Source organism: Corynebacterium gottingense, assembly GCF_003693265.1.
In the GTDB taxonomy this organism is placed as follows: domain Bacteria; phylum Actinomycetota; class Actinomycetes; order Mycobacteriales; family Mycobacteriaceae; genus Corynebacterium; species Corynebacterium gottingense.
The window spans coordinates 114,263-130,625 of record NZ_RDRE01000005.1 but is presented as its reverse complement, the minus strand read 5'-3'; the positions used below and the strand labels follow the sequence as shown (position 1 = coordinate 130,625).

The following is a 16,363-nucleotide window of genomic DNA, read 5'->3' as shown; positions in this document are numbered from 1 at the left end:
GAGTGGCTGAGGGTGGCTTACTTGCCGTACTGGCGGAGGAAGCTGGCCTCAGCGACGGCGATGCGCTCGATCTCGGTCGGGTCGACGGACTCGTCCACGCCGTGGATGCCGCAGGCGGGTTCCTCAACGCCGTAGAGGGCGATCTCAGCATCCGGGAACTGCTCCTGCAGCGTGTTGGTCAGCGGGATGGAGCCGCCCGAACCGATGAGGGTGAGCTTGTCGGTGCCGTACGCCTCGCGCAGGCACTCGCCGAGCTTCGCGGCGGCGGGGCGCTCCGGGTCGGTGGCAAACGGAGCGTTGACGCCGCTGATTTCCACGGTCACCTTGGCACCCCAGGGGGTGTGGGCCTTGATGTGCTCCTCCATCTTCTGCGCGATCTCGGCGGCGTCTTGACCGGCCGGGACGCGCAGGTTGAACTGGGCCTCGGCGCGCGGGTTCACCGCGTTGACCGCTTCAGCGACCGGGGTGGAGGTAAAGCCGATCATGGTGACGGCCGGGCGCGCCCAGCACATGTCGGCGGGGTCGTCGTCGACGGTGCCGAGGAGCTGGACGCCGTCGAGGACGCCGGCGTCGGTGCGGAAGGTGTCGCGCTCGTAGGCGTCGCCGGTCCACTTGGCGGTGGTGTCGACGCCGTCGATGGTGGTGCGCCCGTGCTCGTCGAACAGCGAATCGGCGATGCGGATCAGGGCGTGGGCCGCGTCGGGGGCGGCGCCGCCGAAGCTGCCGGAGTGGATCGCGCCCTCGAGGGTTTCCACGGTGACCTTCACCTGGGCGCCGCCGCGCAGGGAGGTGGTCAGGGTGGGCTCGCCCACGGCGGCGTTGCCGGAATCGGCGATGAGGATGGCGTCGGCGCGGAAGATCTCCGGCTCAGCCTCGATGAGCTTGCCCAGGCCGTCGTCGCCGCCGAGCTCCTCGGAGCCCTCGACGACGACCTTGAGGCCCAGGTCGGTGCCGCCGGTGGCCTCGACCAGGCGCAGCGCCTCGAGGTGCATGGCCAGGTTGCCCTTGCAGTCGGCGGCGCCGCGGCCGTACCAGCGGCCGTCGCGCTCGGTGAGCTCGAACGGGTCATTGGTCCACACGGACGGGTCGCCCGCAGGGACGACGTCGTAGTGGGAGTAGAGGAGGACGGTCGGGGCGTCGCCCACCGGCTCCTTGACGGCGACGATGGTGTCCGCGTTGTCCACGGTGGCGTGGCGGGTCACGGTCAGGCCCAGGCCCTCGAGGGCAGAGACGGTCCAGGCGCAGGCGGCCTCGTGCTGGTCGGCCAGCTCAGGCGTGGAGTGCGGGGAGTTAAAAGAGACCAGTTTGGCCAGGTCGGCGAAGATGCGTGTGCGGTCCGGTGTGAATTCACTCATGGGGGCGACGCTACCATTGGGGAAACGGTGGGCGTCGATAGGCAAATGGTGCTTGCACTCGCTGGGGGTGAGTGCTAAAAATGGGTCCTAGCACTCGGAGACGCCAAGTGCTAAGCGGGTGAGGCTGCACCACTCAGCAGCCGTGCCGTCGCGGGCGCCTGCTTGAACCGACGAATTGAGTACTCGTTCCACAATAAATAAGGAGCAACAAACTCACATGGCAAAGACCATTGCATTCGACGAGGAAGCACGCCGCAGCCTCGAAAACGGCCTGAACACCCTGGCAGACGCCGTGAAGGTGACGCTTGGCCCGAAGGGGCGCAACGTTGTCCTGGAGAAGTCCTGGGGCGCGCCGACCATTACCAACGATGGCGTGACCATCGCGAAGGAAATCGAGCTCGAGGACCCGTACGAGAAGATCGGCGCCGAGCTGGTCAAGGAAGTTGCCAAGAAGACTGACGACGTCGCTGGCGACGGCACCACCACCGCAACCGTCCTGGCCCAGGCGCTCGTGCGCGAGGGCCTGCGCAACGTTGCGGCCGGCTCCAACCCGATGGGCATCAAGCGCGGCATCCAGGCCGCGACCGACAAGGTGTCCAAGCACCTGCTCGACTCCGCGAAGGAAGTGGAGACCCAGGAGCAGATTGCTTCCACCGCCGGCATCTCCGCCTCCGACCCGGAGATTGGTAAGAAGATCGCCGAGGCGATGTACGCGGTTGGCAACGGCACCGTGAATAAGGAGTCCGTCATCACGGTCGAGGAGTCCAACACCTTCGGTGTTGAGCTCGAGGTGACCGAGGGCATGCGCTTTGACAAGGGCTTCATCTCCGCCTACTTCGCCACCGACATGGAGCGCGGCGAGGCCGTGCTGGAAGACCCGTACATCCTGCTGGTCTCCGGCAAGATCTCCAACGTCAAGGAGCTCGTCCCGGTCCTGGAGCAGGTCATGCAGTCGGGCAAGCCGCTGCTCATCGTCGCTGAGGACGTCGAGGGCGAGGCCCTGTCCACCCTCGTGGTGAACAAGATCCGCGGCACCTTCAAGTCCGTCGCCGTGAAGGCACCGGGCTTTGGCGACCGCCGCAAGGCGATGCTGCAGGACCTGGCTATCCTCACCGGCGGTCAGGTCATCTCCGAGGAGGTCGGCCTGTCCCTGGAGACCGCCGGCATCGAGCTGCTCGGCCAGGCACGCAAGGCCGTCATTACGAAGGACGAGACCACCCTGGTCCAGGGCGCTGGCGACCAGGCCCAGATTGAGGGCCGCGTCAAGCAGATCCGCGCCGAGATCGAGCACTCTGACTCCGACTACGACCGCGAGAAGCTGCAGGAGCGCCTGGCCAAGCTGGCTGGCGGCGTTGCGGTGATCAAGGTCGGTGCCGCCACCGAGGTGGAGCTCAAGGAGCAGAAGATGCGCATCGAGGATGCGGTGCGCAACGCGAAGGCTGCTGTGGAGGAGGGCATCGTCGCCGGCGGTGGCGTGGCACTCCTGCAGGCCGCCAAGGAGCTCGAGGGCGACCTGGAGCTGACCGGCGACGAGGCTACGGGCGTGAAGATCGTCCGCGAGGCACTCTCCGCCCCGCTGAAGCAGATCGCCCACAACGCAGGCCTGGAGCCGGGCGTTGTTGCGGACAAGGTTGCCAACCTCCCCGCGGGCCAGGGCCTGAACGCCGCGACCGGCGAGTACGTTGACATGCTCTCCGAGGGCATCAACGACCCGGCCAAGGTGACCCGCTCCGCGCTGCAGAACGCCGCGTCCATCGCTGGTCTGTTCCTGACCACCGAGGCTGTCGTTGCGGACAAGCCGGAGCCGGCTGGCGCCGCAGGTGCCGGCATGGACCCGGAGGCAATGGGCATGATGTAAGCCCGTTTGCGTCCGAAACGCCCCGAGTAGCCCCGCGCTGCTTGGGGCGTTTTGCTGTCTCCCTCGGCCCCCTTCCAGCCCGTATACCCCCGTATGTGGGGAAATGTCCGGCCATGTGGGGGGGCATTGCTTATCGACACCACCGCAACCCCCGTTACGCCGCCCCGCCGGAGTTAAGAGACAGTTAACTTTGTAGCATCATAACAAAGCTGTAACGGCGCAGGTTGGCGGTGAACCTTGGAAAAAGGTTGCGTTTGGGTGAACGAACTCTCAAATGGGGCCGACTTTGGCGGGGAAAAAGTTTCGCCGGAACACTTGCGAGCTCACAATGCTGTGGCAGAATATTTCGTGTGATGCCCCATGGAGGGTGTCAGGACACTGTCAATCTAGAGCCAGACACTCTGGCACCTACACGTAAGGGGAAAACAATGGGTGACCTCTCTACCATCGCTGACATGCTGAAGGACTTCGGCAAGTTTGGTAAGAACTTCGTCGAGCTGTTCCGCGGCATTCCGGACATCCTGATCCGCTTCGGCTCCCTGGGCACCGCTGCCAAGGAGCTCCCGAACGACACTGCCTCCAAGTAGTCGTCTCTCGCGCGTCCACTTTCGGCAACGCGCAAACTTCAACACTCACCTCATTGGCCTTGGATAGGGTCACTCGTTAAAAGGAGAACATCATGGAAGCACTTCAGAACTGGGCATTTCTGTCCTCTGACGCACACGTTGCAGGCGCACTGCTCGGCATCCTGGGCGCAGTTGCTAAGGCGGCTGGCAACCTGGGCGAGCTGATCGGCCTTGTCGCGTAAGACAAACCGCCTTACAACCCCGCCGCTGCGCGGGGTTGTTTTGCGTTTAAGGCGTCTCTTTGGTCGCGTGCGCGGAACCGGCGAAGCGCAGCTTGAGCTGGAGGCTCCCCGTGCTGAGGCTCCCCGCGCAGAGGCGAATCGCCCGGCGGCTGGGTGGGCCAAGACCTCAAAGCCGAAGCCGGAAGCAACTCAGCCGGCCAAGGATCCCAGTGCACTCGCATCCGAGGAGAAGCTGGTCGCTCCGGTGCCGGAATCGACGGAGAAGGCCCCGGATGCAAAGCCCGCGGCGAAGGCCTACAACGCACACCAGGCGGACACCCCGGCGAAACTGACTTCCGATTCCACCTCTCAATCTTCCATCGAACACAAACCCCAGACGGGCGGTAAACTTAAGGACATGGCTGACCACAAGGATGATGAACTCCCTTTGATCGACCTGGCAGAGGTCGAGGGCTGGGTTGTTGACGATACTGATGAAGACGATCCGGTGCTCATGATGCCGGACGGCACGCCGATTCAGACCTGGCGTGAGAATTACCCGTACGACGAGCGCCTGAGCCGCGCGGAGTACGAGAAGGAAAAGCGCGCGCTGCAGATCGAGCTGCTGAAGTGGCAGAACTGGACCAAGGACACGGGCCAGCGCCACATCATCCTTTTCGAGGGGCGCGACGCCGCCGGCAAGGGCGGCACCATTAAGCGCTTCAACGAGCACCTCAACCCGCGTGGTGCCCGTACGGTTGCGCTGGAGAAGCCCAGCCCGCGCGAGTCCACCTCGTGGTACTTCCAGCGCTACATTGAGCACTTCCCGTCGGCGGGCGAGATCGTGTTCTTTGACCGCTCTTGGTACAACCGCTCGGGCGTCGAGCGCGTCATGGGCTTCTGCACCGAGTCGCAGCACGCGGAGTTCCTTCGCGAGGTACCGATGCTGGAGAACATGATCTTGGGCTCCGGCATCTCGCTGACCAAGTTCTGGTTCTCCGTGACCCAGCGCGAGCAGCGCACCCGCTTTGCCATCCGCCAGGTGGACCCGGTCCGCCAATGGAAGCTGTCCCCGATGGACCTGGCCTCGCTGGACAAGTGGGACGACTACACCCGCGCCAAGGAGGAGCAGTTCCGCTACACCGATACAGACGAGTCCCCGTGGGTGACCATCAAGTCCAACGACAAGAAGCGCGCCCGCCTCAACGCGATGCGCTACATCCTGTCCAAGTTTGAGTACACGAACAAGGACCACGAGCTCGTCGGCGAGCCGGACCCGCTGATTGTCAAGCGCGGCCGCGACCAGATCGGCGACTAAGCTCGCGCCTCATTGCCCGGTCCCCACGGGGGCCGGGCTTTTCGCTTATCGACGCCCCTACTGGTCCTCGTCCTGCAGAATCGCCTTCGACAGCTTCTTCAGGCTCTTGAGCTGCTTGGCGCTGGACGCGTCGAGGGCGCGGTCCTCGGCATCGGCGACCTCCTCGGCGAGCGTCCCCAACGCCTTGGAGCCTTTCTTGGTCGCGGTGACGATCTGGCGGCGCCGGTCCTTCGGGTCGCGGTCGCGCTTGACCCAGCCCAGGTTCTCCAGCGAATCGACGAGGCGGACCATGTCGGAGGCGTCGACAGCCAGCAGGCTGGACAGCTGCGACTGCGACAGTGCAGTGTTGTCAACGCAGGTGAGTACCCAAAAGCCGCGCATGCTCACGTCGTGCTTGAACAGGGTGCGCTCCACCTCTTCCTTGGTGTGGCGGCGGACCCGCTCGATCTGGAAGGACGGGGACTTGGTGAGTGCATTGGGGAGCTCGTCGTGCGTTGCCATGCCCACATCATACGGTTAGTTGGCTAATTCAATCAATTACAGTTGCGCGGAAAACTGCCCCCGCCGGGCGGTGCGTTTTGCCGGGGCAGGCGGCTATTCCGTGGGGAGGTCGGCGGCGAGCCAGGCGCCTGTGCCACCGGCGACGTTGATGACGTTGTCCCAACCGCGGGCCTGCTCCAGGTACTCGGCGGCGTGGGCTGAGCGGCCGCCGGACTTGCAGATGACGTAGATGTCCTGGTCCGGGTCGATCTTGTCTGCTAGGCCGACAAAGTTGGACAGGGGAAGATTGACGGCGCCCGCGGCGTGGGCGATGGCGAACTCGTCGGGCTCGCGGACGTCGATAAGCTGTGCTCCCTGCGGTACTTCTGTGACATTGACTGTTTTCATGGGGCCGATCCTATACGCTATTGCGCCATGGGATCCCGGAGACCGCGTCGCCCGCAGTGGGTGTATTGGGTGCGGCGCGCGATGGTGCTTGCGATGCTGGTGGCGGTGTTAGCGCTGCCGGTGGCGCTGCTGAGCCGGTGTGCGGGAGGGGAGCCGGGTGAGGCGGGCCCGATTGGGCAGTCGCGGCCGGTGGAGATCGTGGTGCCGCAGATAGGCTTGCGCGCCGAGTTTGAGGAGGGGGATTGCCGGGTGAAGGACGGTGCGATCAATCCGGCGTCGATGGGCAAGGCGTGCGCGTACACGGCGGAGGGGAAGCCGTACCAGCTGCCGGGCCCGGGTGCTGGCGACCTTGTCGTGGTGGCGGGGCATACTGGCGCGGCGGTGCACGGTGTGTTTGACGGGCTGTACGACGCGCGCGCGAATGCGCACAACGTGCGCGAGGGGGACACGCTTTACCTGCGCACGCAGGACTCGCGCGCGGCGGGCAAGTGGTTGGAGTACCGCGCGACGGACATGCACAACCCGGAGAAGGAGGGGCTGGCTGACGACGCCTCCGTGTGGGGCACCGAGCCCATGCCCGGTCGCCTCCTCACCATCTCTTGCATCCAGCCGGTGAACCCACTCGCCGCGGCGGTACGCAACGCGGTGGTTGGGTGGCAGTTTGTGGGCGTGGTGGACGACGCGACGGTGGAGGCCGCTGGGTAGCCGACGCACATGCGCGACAATCGTTGCCAATGTGTTACGTGTGACTCCTGGGAAAACGTGGCACCTCTGTGTAAAGTCTAAAGGTGAACTTGAGAGTGACCCTTGCTCGAGACAGGAGACCACCATGAACCGCACTTCCCTCGCCGTCGCCTTTGCCGGTGCGCTCACGCTCACCGCGGCCCCGCTCGCCAGCGCGCAGGACCTCCCCGCCGAGGTGACGGACGCCCTCGGTGACACCTACTTCCTCAACCAGGCAGGGGACCACTACGTGTCCGACGCCAACCTCGTCGCCACCCCCTACGCGCAGCTGAGCGCCGACGACCAGGAGCGCGCGGTCGACGTGACCAGGGCAGCGGTCGCAGGGCTTATCGACGCCCCCGCGCCCGCCCCCTCCGCCCCGGCTACTCCCGCCGACGCGCCGGAGAGCCAGCAGGGCGACCAGCCTGCCACTCCGGTGCAGCCCGACGCGGACCAGGCCCCGGCGGAGAAGGCGCTCGACGCGGACGCGGTGGACCCGAACAACCCGGCGCCAGTTGCCGGCGGATTGGTCGCGCTCCCGTCTGTGCTGAACGTGGACGGGCAGACCTACTACCTGAACAAGGACGGCGCCACCTACGTTGCTGACGTGGCCCGCGTTGCCGAAACCCCGACGCCAGAGGAGGCGGAAGCCTCGGCGCAGCTGGTGGCGGGCAACGCTGGTGCGATCCGTGAGCAGGGGCTGGAGGAGGCTCGGGCCGGTGGTAAGACCGAGCAGGCCGACGGTGAGGCAGCACCCGCTGTGGAGGTGCAGCAGCAGGCCGCGCCCGTGACCGCGGATGCTGTTGCCGGTGCCACCGAGGTACAGGCCCGCGGCATGGCTGCCGAGACCGGCTCCAACACAGTGGCTCGCGCGCTCGTGGCGCTGTTGATCGCCTCCGCGGTTGGCGCTGCGGTTTTTGTGGTGGGACGCCGCTACCTGGTGTAGCTCTGTGGAAGCCGCCGGCTGAATCGTCGGCTTGGGCGCTCGCTTGATGTGCGGGCGCCCCTTTTTTGTGCCCTACCTCCTGGCTTTCTACCCCCGTTCGTCCACACCCGAGGGAGGTGCTGTGGCGAAGAGTATCCAGGGGTTGAATGTGTCTCACCACACTCCGCCAATCTTTGGGGACTTAGTCAAACATTCAAGTTCCCAGGTCAGGGGCCTTGACTCTCTAGTGAAGAAGTGCAAACTAGCTGCATAAATGTCTGCATATTAAAATTTTTTCCAGTTGAGCCCTAGTTAATTGAAATAGACATGTATTTATCTAGACACTCATGCAGTTTGGGTTTAGATTCCTTAGTGGTGCCCATGCTGGGCCCCATGTTCAAGCCGGGAGTGCCGTTCTCGGCGCACCTTTCCCACCGCTGACCACTTTGGGCCCAGCGATTTCTGATTTTCCGAAAGGACTTTCACCATGGCCAAAGCCATTGCAAAGACCGCAGCCATCGCTGTTGCTGCGGGCCTGACCTTCGCCGGCTCCGCCGGTATCGCTACTGACGCGTTCGCGCAGACGACGAACACGGCGGATCCGGCCCCGCGCGCGACCGAGCAGAAGGCTGCATCCTCCAGCATTCCCGAGGGCAGCAACTTCTCCCTGACGGTGAACAAGCGCTACAACCCGACCGAGCTGCGTGTCGGCACCGGTCAGGAGGACGCCAAGGTTTCCGGCGCGGCACTTGAGGGGGCCAAGTTCAAGGTCGAGAAGCTCCAGGGCGACATCCGCAAGCAGGAGGACTTCAACCGTCTCGCAAAGCTGTCCCAGGAGTACAACAAGGCCGGTGTCGCCAATAAGCCGACGATCACCAAGGACACCGGGTTTACCGCTAAGGAGCTGTCCACTGACAGCGACGGCAAGGCAACGTTCTCTAACCTGCCTGCCGGCGCATACCTTGTCACCGAAACGAAGACGGCGGACACGCTGCCGGCCCCGGCCGCAAAGTTTGACAAGAACGGCACCGAGACTCTCATCCCGGCTGACCCGTTCATCGTGTTCCTGCCGATGACCAACCCGGCTGGTGAAGGCTGGATCTCCAACGTCAACGTATACCCGAAGAACTCCTTCGCACGCGTTGAAAAGACTGTCGCGGATAAGGACAAGCACGCCCTCAAACAGGATAAGGTGACCTACACGCTGACCGGCGTCGTGCCGTCTGCTCAGGAAGGCAAAAAGCTCGACTGGTTCGGTCTGCGCGATGCGTACAACAACACTGAGATCACGCCGGACTACGAGAACCTGACTGTCAAGGTCATCAGCACTGACGGTGCTGAGAAGGACCTGACCAAGGGCACAGACTTCGCTGTCGGTGCGGACGCGGGCTACGGCTCCGTCGCGGACAAGAACCTTGCCGCTGGCGCGAACGCAGGCTTCTTCGTCGGCGTGAAGCCTTCCGTACTTAAGCCGGGCGACCGCGTGATCGCCACTGTAAACGCGAAGCTACTCGAGGGCGCTAACGCTGACCAGGAGGTGGAGAACTCCGTTCGCGAGTACTTCCGCCACTCCACTGACGACAGCAGCTTCTCCGAGGTTCCGCCGAAGACCCCGCCGACTACCCCTCCGGGTGGCACACCGCCGAGCGAGACCCCGAACGACAAGGTCGTTTCCTACTTCGGCAACATCGAGGTGTACAAGACCGGTGAGGAAAATGGCACCCGTAAGGCTCTTGAAGGCGCAACCTTCGAGGTAGGTAAGTGCAACGCCGACGGCACGAAGATCGACGGCGACGCGATCACGTCCGGGAAGACCGACAAGGAAGGCAAGCTGACCTTCCAGGGCCTGCACGTCACCGACTACGCCGACGATGCTGTAGTGCAGGACCCGGGCAAGTACTGTCTGCGTGAGACCAAAGCTCCGGCTGGCTACACCTTCGACAAGAATGCTGTCTATCCGCTCGAGCTGACACGTAAAACCAAGAACGGTAAACAGCCAGCGAACTTCCTCACTAGCACTGATGCAAAGTCTGCTGGCTACGCAGAGGGCGGCACCAAGATCATGAACGGCGTTGCGGTGAACAACATCAAGAACTCTGTTCCGCTCCTGCCCAACACCGGTGGCATGGGTGTCCTGATCATCGTGCTGGCTGGCCTGGCCATCATCGGCGGCGGTGTCTACGCGGCACGTCGCAACTCCCAGGCGGCGTAAGCCTTTCCAAGGTCGGCGCACGATAACGGTGCGCTGACCACCCGGTACTCCCGTCCGGCCCTTGGTGAGGGGCTGGCGGGGGTGCGAGTGGGCGTCGATAAGCAATGGGCGCCCAACGCCTCAACGCGGGAAGGCGTAAAACTCCCGCCCAGTTTTTACACATCAGCCGTGCCTAGGTAGGAAGGATCGCGCAGTGACTACTGCCGTGGAAGGCAAGCACCGCAAAAAGCCGGCGCAGAAGCCGTTTTTCCAGCGCATTGCGCTGCCGGTCATCATTATCCTGGCGGGGCTGATGGTGCTGATGTACCCGGTCGTGGCCACCCAGTGGAACAACCGGGTGCAGGAGCAGGTGGCCAAGCAGTACGAGGAGCAGATCCAAGAGGCGCCGCCGGAGCAGATCAACCAAGCGCTCGAGGCGGCCAAGGAGTACAACCGCACGCACACCGACGGCCCGATTCTGGACCCGTGGCTTGCACGCATCTCCGAGGACAACCTGGACTACCAGGAGTACGAGAAGCACCTCGAGGGCGTGTCCGCGATGTCGCAGCTGGCCATCCCGTCGATTGACCTCCGCCTGCCCGTCTACCACGGCACGCGCGACGAGACGCTACAGAAGGGCCTCGGCCACCTGTACGGCTCGGCGCTGCCCACCGGCGGCGAGGGTTTCCACTCGGTGATCACCGGTCACACGGGCCTGACCAACGCCACGCTTTTCGACGACCTCGTGGACGTCGAAGTCGGCGACGCCATCTACCTCTCCACCTTCGGCGAGCGGATGAAGTACCAGGTCTACGACATCGAGGTGGTCCTGCCCGAGGAGACTGACAGCCTCCGCGCCGAGGAAGGTCGCGACCTGCTCACCCTGATCACCTGCACCCCCTACGGCATTAACACGCACCGCCTTCTCGTCCACGCGGAGCGCGTCCCCATGGATCCGGACGAGGCGAGCGTGCTCGATGAATCCACCAGCACCGTGCAGTGGTGGATGTGGGCGCTCGGACTTGTTGCGCTGGCGATTCTCCTGGGCTTGGCCTGGTGGATCTGGCGCGAGAAAAAGAAGAACGATCGCGCGGGCGCTTCGAACGAGGAGGTTTAAGTCCTAGTGCGCACACTCAAATACTTCGCGGCCGCTGGTGCGGTGTCGGTGGTGCTCGTCGGCGCGTCGCTGCCTGCTACCGCAGACGACCGTGTCATCAGCGGCAACGACCGCAACATCGCGGCGGAAAGCGTCGACGTCAACGAGCCGATCTCGCTGATGGTCCGCAAGGTAGCCAGCAACCCTTACGACGACATCCCGGCGGGCCAGAAGCCGACGTCCATCGCCGGCGCAATCTTCACGCTGTCGCAGGTGCGCGGTGTGGACATCACCACGTCCGGCGGCCGTAGCGCGGCGCGGAGCATGTCGCTTGACGACGCCCACGCTGCCGGACTGGACAAAATCTCCACCCTCACCACCGGCGACAACGGCCGCGTACAGTTCATGGACTTGCGGCCGGGCCTGTACCTGCTCGAGGAGTCCGCGCCGGATTCCGACTACGACTACCGGCTGTCCAACCCGAAGCTGATCGTCCTGCCGCTGGCCAACGCGACGGGCGACCGCTTCAACTATGACAACGTGATCGTGACCAAGCCGGGCAACAACCTGCCAGGCGGCTCGACCTCGCCGAACACCCCGCCCCCGACTCCGCCGACCACCACGGTGACCACCACCCCGACTGTGACGCCGAGCACGGAGCGCACGCCATCGACGGAGCGCACCCGCACCACCACGAAGACGACGGGCGAAACCACCACCAAGCGCACCACGGAGCCGACGACGGTGCGCACCACCGAAACGACCACTGGCCTGGCCACCGCCAACGGCGGAGGCGGCGGCAGTAACGGTGGCGGCTCGAACGGCAGCAACAGCAACGACGACCGCGGAGGCTTCCTGGCCTCTACCGGTGCTGACGTGCTCTGGGCCGCAGGATTGGGCATGGCCCTGGTGCTGGTCGGCGTGATCCTGGCGGCACGGAGGAAGGAAGAAGACTAATGAGGAGTACATCGATGCGTCACACCACCACGCGCTCGCGCGTGGCACGACCGGTCCGTGCGCTGCTCGCGGCCGTGCTTGTCATGGCTATCGGCACCGCCCCCGCCGGCGTGGCCGAGCCGACTGCCGACCAGTCTGCCCCCGATTCCGTGTCCGCCGAACAGCCGGCCCTGGACGCAGGTTTGCCATCTGTTGACTCCGGCGCTGCCGAAGCTGCCGACGGAGTTTCAGGCACGGACGCTGCAGCCCCCGCTTCCCCCTCGGGCGCTGCAACCTCTCCGGCGCAGTCCTCGCCAGCAGCGACACCAAGAGGCACGGCGCCGCTTGGCCCGAGCCCGCTTTTCCCGGGCGCGGTTACCGAAGACGGCATCACCGTGAAACGTGACGGCGACGTGGACACCATCCACGTCCACGACTCCGAGGGCGAACTGTGGCAGTGGGGCGGAAAGGCTTCAGAGGAAAACATCTTCGCGCTGACTCGCAAGGGCGAGGTCACCGAGGTCCTTTCCGTCACCGCCGACGGCCGCGAGCTAGACCGCAAGAAGTTCGGCTGGGTAAACACCAAGGACGGCACCTTCATCGGCTTTGACCTGAACGCGCTGCAAACGATCCCGCCGGTCGACGTGACCATCAAGGTCAAGACGGAGACCAAGGGCGAGTACGACATCGCCGAGAGCGAGGACATCCCGACCAAAATCGAATTCATAGGTCTTGACGGCCAACCGGAAGAAGAGGATCTCACCGCGTTAGGGTATCGGGTGAGCGCTGGCTCGGGGCAAGCGTGGTCCCTTGAGCGAAAAATGGAAACATCCGATTTAACTGGTGGAACGGTAAATATTCCAAGCACACCTGGACTGGGAATTTCCGGGAACGGGAAACCGTTCCTCTCGACGACAGTTACAGGAAGTCACCCTAACCAAATTGGGAAGGACATTCGTGTTACGCGTGTCCGCGTGTGGAATGAGGAGAACAACTCTAATCGCGTGAACCTACCTATGGTATTGCGCAAGAACGGTACGAGGTACTATCCATCGTCCAACATCGAAACGCTGCCCATTAAGGACGATAGAGGGCGGATTAAAGGCTACGACATTCAGTTTTTCGACCCGGTAGACGGTAAACCTGGTGAGAACGTCGACATTTGGAGCGGGAATGACATTGCAATGGTGTTTAACAGCTCTACTGGGCGAGTCACACCAAGTAATTACAAGATGGAGGTGTATGGCTCCTACCGTGTCGACGAGCGACTGCGCAATACCTATAGCTGGGAAGAGAAGGTCGGAGATACAGTGATGCGCTCCACCGTTTACCCTGCTGACAGCGAAGGCGTATCTCGGGTGGAAGTATCTCGAACGACAACTGAAGAAGGTGAAATTTTTGGCCATATCTGGGGAAGCGTCAAAGAACAAAACGGATATTTCTTGAGCAATGAGGCTGGAGAGCCTACTGTTCGAATAACAGCTCCTAATGGGAAAGTACTTTACGAACGGACTGCTCCTGCCGTATTTAATGGTGATCCTTTCCCGAACGTCGCTCAGAATGACCCAGAAAATCGTGGTTGGGGAGGCGTAGACTTCTACCTTCCTGAACGTATCGCAGCTCCAGTCGGTTCGAAGATCGAACTCATCATGAACTTCAAGCCGAATCCGGATGTTGGTCCATATAACGTCGTGGACAAGTACGTTGCGGGACCGACAGGGCCTGTGATTATGTCAGTTGGGTTCGCTCCAGAGGATTTGGTGCAAGACGCGTTCGACGACAAATGCCAAGTCTTTGGCGACGGGGGATCCGGGAAGCACAAGTATTACCAGGGCGTCATCAGCGAAAATACGGCCGGAGGTCCCGGCCAGCGAGTGATTCGTGTGACTGGCGTGCCGCAGGAACTCGCGACTGAGAAAATTACGCTTACTGTGCCGGAGGGGAGTCGAATAACGAAAGACAGGGTCGAGATTTTCTACACGTCTCAGCTTGATGGTGGCTTGACTACGTCAAGCTCTCAGGGAGCCACGCGCCGCAACATGAACGCCTACAGTGAAGTGTCTGCTGACGGTCGCACCCTGACGGTGCGACCTCCGGGAGGCGGAAACGATGCTATTGCTAAAGGAGGTGCGTTCGATGTGTCGGTGTCTACCGATTACGCGGGCCTCGATATCGATGCTCGTGTTCAGCTTGTGGGCGCCGCTCGAGATATAAAAATTGGGAAGGTTACCGATTCCCCTACAGACGAAGTACAGATGGCTACACCCGCACCGAAGCGCACATTGACCGACGAAGAGCGTTTGCAGGGCACGCAAGTGTATGTCTCGACTTCTGTCGACGCGAATGGCGGAACCGGAAATCGTACCTTGATGGTTAAAACCAACTTGAGCCAGCAGATCCAGGGCAGCGATAAGTTCCAGAAAATAGGGGATTCCGACTGGATTTACAATGGTCTAGCGTATGACCCCGCAGACAACTGGCTTTACGCGATAAGCCAGTACCGAAAAGCGCCCGACGGTAAATCAGACTGTTATCCGCCAGGAAATCTTCTCCAAATCAATCCAGTTACTGGCGCTGTCCGCAATCTCGGACCAGTGCTAGACGCTAATGGAGTCCCCTTGTTCGATTACTCCTATAACAAGGGCCAGCAAGGACTCAACGACATGATGCTCATCAATAGTGGCGTGGTAAGCAATGGCACACTTTACCTTGCAAACGGAGCGCTCTCTGGAACCCAAAAACTTTACAAAGTACCTCTCCCTTCAAGTAAAAATTTCGGCGCGCCCACGCCTCAGGGTACGAAAATTGATGGTTCCCGGACCGTCTCCGAAGACTTGGCGGTGCACCCGGGTGATCCGGGTCATGCATGGGGCATCGTAGGAAGCAATCACTACGGAAAAACCGGAGTTGACTGGAAAAAATTTAATGCAAATGGTGGCCCTATTATTTTGGAACGTCTTGATCTTCAGACAGGAAAGGCCGAGTACTTTCCGTTGACCGAGGCTCAACGTACAACCAAGGGCGGTGAAGTCCTGAAGGCTGAGACCACGTTCGGTAAGGCGTGGACATACGCTAATGGGAACTTAGGCTTTGCAGTTGGTGGCCAGTCTTCGGCTGGAAGTCCTGGAGCCCAGATTCGAATCACGAACCCGAGCTCACCAGATAGGGTAATTCAGGTTGAAGAAGTGCTATGGAATGTCCCGTTTTCGTACAACACGGATGCCTCGAGTAACGGCTTACGTGCTGAAGGCAATCCACAATCCGATCTAGCCGTTTTGAAGCAGCGGGTATTCCCTGACGATCAAAACTTTCAAAAAGAGCTAGCCCAGGCGAAGGAAAAGATTGGTTCAGAATTTAAGCAGTACACATTTTGGGAGGTGCAAATTAAGAACGTCGGCGATGGTGCATCCAGTGGTGGCCGTGTAGAAGATGAGATCCCCGAGGGATACCTTCGAGATTCGATCGGTTTCTTACCTGGCACCCTGGTGAATGGAAATCGACCTTCAGAAGATTGGGCCAAGTTCACGTCGAAAGAGACACTGAACACGATGACGGGCTATCTCGAGCTGAGTTCGGGTGCACTTTGGCCCGGAGAAAGCGCACGTTTCTTCATCTTTGCGAAGCAGCCTGACGGTGCGTGCGCCCCCAACGCGGCCACGGTTTTCAACAACGATAATGACACGAATCAAACCAATAATAAGGTGGAAGCTGGCTGCGATGGGTCGTCGGCGGTGCAACTCCGAATGAATAAAGTGGACTATGGGAACCGTAAGGTGGCGCTAGATGGAGCTCGCTTCGAGTTGCATGAGATGGTAAACGGTGCACCTGCACCCGAGAGCATCGAGCTTTCTAAGGCGGCGGATGGCGTCGGTTACTCCACTGAAAAAGTTCTAAAACGAGATACTGAATACATGTTGATCGAAACTCAAGCTCCGAGCAGGGAAGTAGACAATCAGCGGGTACAGTACTCACTGCTGACCGAGCCTGTTATTTTCAAAATTTCGAAGCAAGATGGAAAAGACGTCGTTGCGTTCCGTGGTCAGAATGGCGAATTTTCGACGGACTCGCCGGTGATGAGCGTCTGGCAGGGCTCCGATCTTCCCGAGAAAGAGACGGACACTGTGTACTTGGAACTCGCCAACGTCCGCCAGGGCAACCTGCCCAAGACCGGCGGGCCAGGGCTCCAAGCGCCGTTGGCGTTGAGCACCGTACTGATGCTCGTTGGTGCAGCGCTTGCTCGTCGCAGGATGACGCAAGCATAAGCTCCGAGCAATATGGGCCTATAC

General features: G+C 61.8%; 13 protein-coding genes. 10 read left to right on the top strand and 3 right to left on the bottom strand.

Going from position 1 to position 16,363, the window contains the following annotated elements; genetic code table 11:
• Positions 1 to 17: 17 nt before the first annotated feature.
• On the bottom strand, positions 18 to 1,355 hold the full coding sequence (locus tag EAW56_RS04900; RefSeq protein WP_122085405.1) for a dipeptidase: 1,338 nt from the start codon (positions 1,353 to 1,355) through the stop codon (positions 18 to 20).
• Between the two features lie 217 nt (positions 1,356 to 1,572).
• Between EAW56_RS04900 and groL the strand changes: the two genes are divergently transcribed.
• The 4 genes from groL to ppk2 all read left to right on the top strand — a co-directional run bounded on the left by groL (position 1,573) and on the right by ppk2 (position 5,318).
• Positions 1,573 to 3,213: a chaperonin GroEL gene (gene groL / locus EAW56_RS04895; RefSeq protein ID WP_095536313.1), complete on the top strand. Its 1,641-nt coding sequence runs from the start codon at positions 1,573 to 1,575 to the stop codon at positions 3,211 to 3,213.
• Positions 3,214 to 3,641: 428 nt separating this feature from the next.
• Complete coding sequence (locus tag EAW56_RS12685; RefSeq protein WP_158221635.1) at positions 3,642 to 3,800, top strand: hypothetical protein; 159 nt, start codon at positions 3,642 to 3,644, stop codon at positions 3,798 to 3,800.
• A 92-nt stretch (positions 3,801 to 3,892) separates the two neighbouring features.
• Positions 3,893 to 4,021 (top strand): hypothetical protein, encoded by a 129-nt coding sequence (locus EAW56_RS13120; protein WP_255396015.1) that lies wholly within the window; start codon positions 3,893 to 3,895, stop codon positions 4,019 to 4,021.
• A gap of 397 nt (positions 4,022 to 4,418) precedes the next feature.
• Complete coding sequence (ppk2, locus tag EAW56_RS04890; protein ID WP_095275641.1) at positions 4,419 to 5,318, top strand: polyphosphate kinase 2; 900 nt, start codon at positions 4,419 to 4,421, stop codon at positions 5,316 to 5,318.
• Positions 5,319 to 5,375: 57 nt separating this feature from the next.
• Here the strand turns inward: ppk2 and EAW56_RS04885 are convergent, their stop codons facing one another.
• Positions 5,376 to 5,819: a MarR family transcriptional regulator gene (locus EAW56_RS04885; protein ID WP_095547814.1), complete on the bottom strand. Its 444-nt coding sequence runs from the start codon at positions 5,817 to 5,819 to the stop codon at positions 5,376 to 5,378.
• Between the two features lie 93 nt (positions 5,820 to 5,912).
• Positions 5,913 to 6,206, bottom strand: a complete 294-nt coding sequence (locus EAW56_RS04880) for a rhodanese-like domain-containing protein (protein ID WP_122085403.1) — start codon at positions 6,204 to 6,206, stop codon at positions 5,913 to 5,915.
• 27 nt (positions 6,207 to 6,233) lie between these two features.
• Between EAW56_RS04880 and EAW56_RS04875 the strand changes: the two genes are divergently transcribed.
• The 6 genes from EAW56_RS04875 to EAW56_RS04850 all read left to right on the top strand — a co-directional run bounded on the left by EAW56_RS04875 (position 6,234) and on the right by EAW56_RS04850 (position 16,339).
• Positions 6,234 to 6,911, top strand: coding sequence for a sortase family protein (locus EAW56_RS04875; RefSeq protein WP_122085401.1), 678 nt, complete (start codon positions 6,234 to 6,236; stop codon positions 6,909 to 6,911).
• 124 nt (positions 6,912 to 7,035) lie between these two features.
• Positions 7,036 to 7,875 (top strand): hypothetical protein, encoded by an 840-nt coding sequence (locus tag EAW56_RS04870; RefSeq protein WP_122085399.1) that lies wholly within the window; start codon positions 7,036 to 7,038, stop codon positions 7,873 to 7,875.
• A gap of 466 nt (positions 7,876 to 8,341) precedes the next feature.
• Positions 8,342 to 10,066, top strand: a complete 1,725-nt coding sequence (locus EAW56_RS04865) for a SpaH/EbpB family LPXTG-anchored major pilin (RefSeq protein WP_122085398.1) — start codon at positions 8,342 to 8,344, stop codon at positions 10,064 to 10,066.
• A gap of 193 nt (positions 10,067 to 10,259) precedes the next feature.
• Positions 10,260 to 11,162 (top strand): class C sortase, encoded by a 903-nt coding sequence (locus tag EAW56_RS04860; RefSeq protein ID WP_095554044.1) that lies wholly within the window; start codon positions 10,260 to 10,262, stop codon positions 11,160 to 11,162.
• A 6-nt stretch (positions 11,163 to 11,168) separates the two neighbouring features.
• Positions 11,169 to 12,098 carry a prealbumin-like fold domain-containing protein gene (locus EAW56_RS04855; protein ID WP_095536308.1) on the top strand — a complete coding sequence of 310 codons (930 nt, stop codon included), beginning with the start codon at positions 11,169 to 11,171 and terminating at the stop codon, positions 12,096 to 12,098.
• 41 nt (positions 12,099 to 12,139) lie between these two features.
• Positions 12,140 to 16,339 carry a DUF6923 family protein gene (locus EAW56_RS04850; protein WP_147453255.1) on the top strand — a complete coding sequence of 1,400 codons (4,200 nt, stop codon included), beginning with the start codon at positions 12,140 to 12,142 and terminating at the stop codon, positions 16,337 to 16,339.
• The last annotated feature ends 24 nt before the right edge of the window (positions 16,340 to 16,363 follow it).